Genomic DNA, 937 nt, shown 5'->3' with positions numbered 1-937 from the left:
AAAGACAGTTAGATAAGGTAGAGCACGATTTAGAGCAGTTGGAGCGTAGCAAGCATCAGCTGACCACAGAGCTGCGGTCTGCGACTACCACCTTAAATACGCAGCAAAGCGCCTTTACAGAGTTACTTACAGAGTCACAGTTTGTGGATGAAGCGGCATTCGTTAGCGCTCGCTTGCCGAAAGAAGCGCGAGAAGCATTACATACACGTAAATTAGCACTTGATAATGCGCTACAGCAAGCGAAACTACAATTAGATAGTACCCAGCAAGCGTTAACGCTAAAACTTGCTACTGCTATGACCGAGGAAAGCCAAGAAACGCTTGCAAGCCAGCATAAGCAAATACAAACGGATATCGATGAGTTAAGTCAAAAAATCGGTGCAATTGACCAAAAGCTCAAAGATAACGATAATCAAAAAGGCCAACAAGCGGAACAGCTCGTTGCGATTGATGCGCAAAAACAGAAACTACAAATCTGGCAGCAGCTACACACGCTAATTGGCTCAGCTGATGGCAAAAAATATCGCACCTTTGCCCAAGGCTTAACGTTTGAGGTCATGATTAGTCATGCCAATACGCAATTGCAAAAGATGAGTGATCGTTATTTACTCATTCATGATGAGTGCAGTCCGCTTGAGCTTAATGTCATCGACAACTATCAAGGCGGTGATATTCGCAGTACCAAAAACCTTTCTGGCGGTGAATGCTTTATTATCAGTCTAGCATTGGCGCTTGGTCTTTCACAGATGGCCAGTCATAACATTCGCGTTGACTCGTTATTTTTGGATGAAGGCTTTGGTACGCTTGATGAAGACTCCTTAGATATTGCACTCGATACCTTAACCAGCTTACAGCAAGAAGGTAAATTGATCGGCATCATCTCTCACGTACAGGCGTTAAAAGATCGTATCTTAACCCAAATAAAAGTCGAAAAACT

General features: G+C 43.4%; 1 protein-coding gene. It reads left to right on the top strand.

The window, feature by feature from the left end:
• Nucleotides 1-937: SbcC/MukB-like Walker B domain-containing protein (locus tag ACS8FD_RS17650; RefSeq protein ID WP_439276809.1), on the top strand; the 937-nt coding region annotated here is incomplete at both ends.

Source organism: Psychrobacter sp. 1U2 (assembly GCF_051847575.1).
The sequence above is the reverse complement of the archived record's forward strand: the minus strand, read 5'-3'. Positions and strand labels throughout refer to the sequence as shown.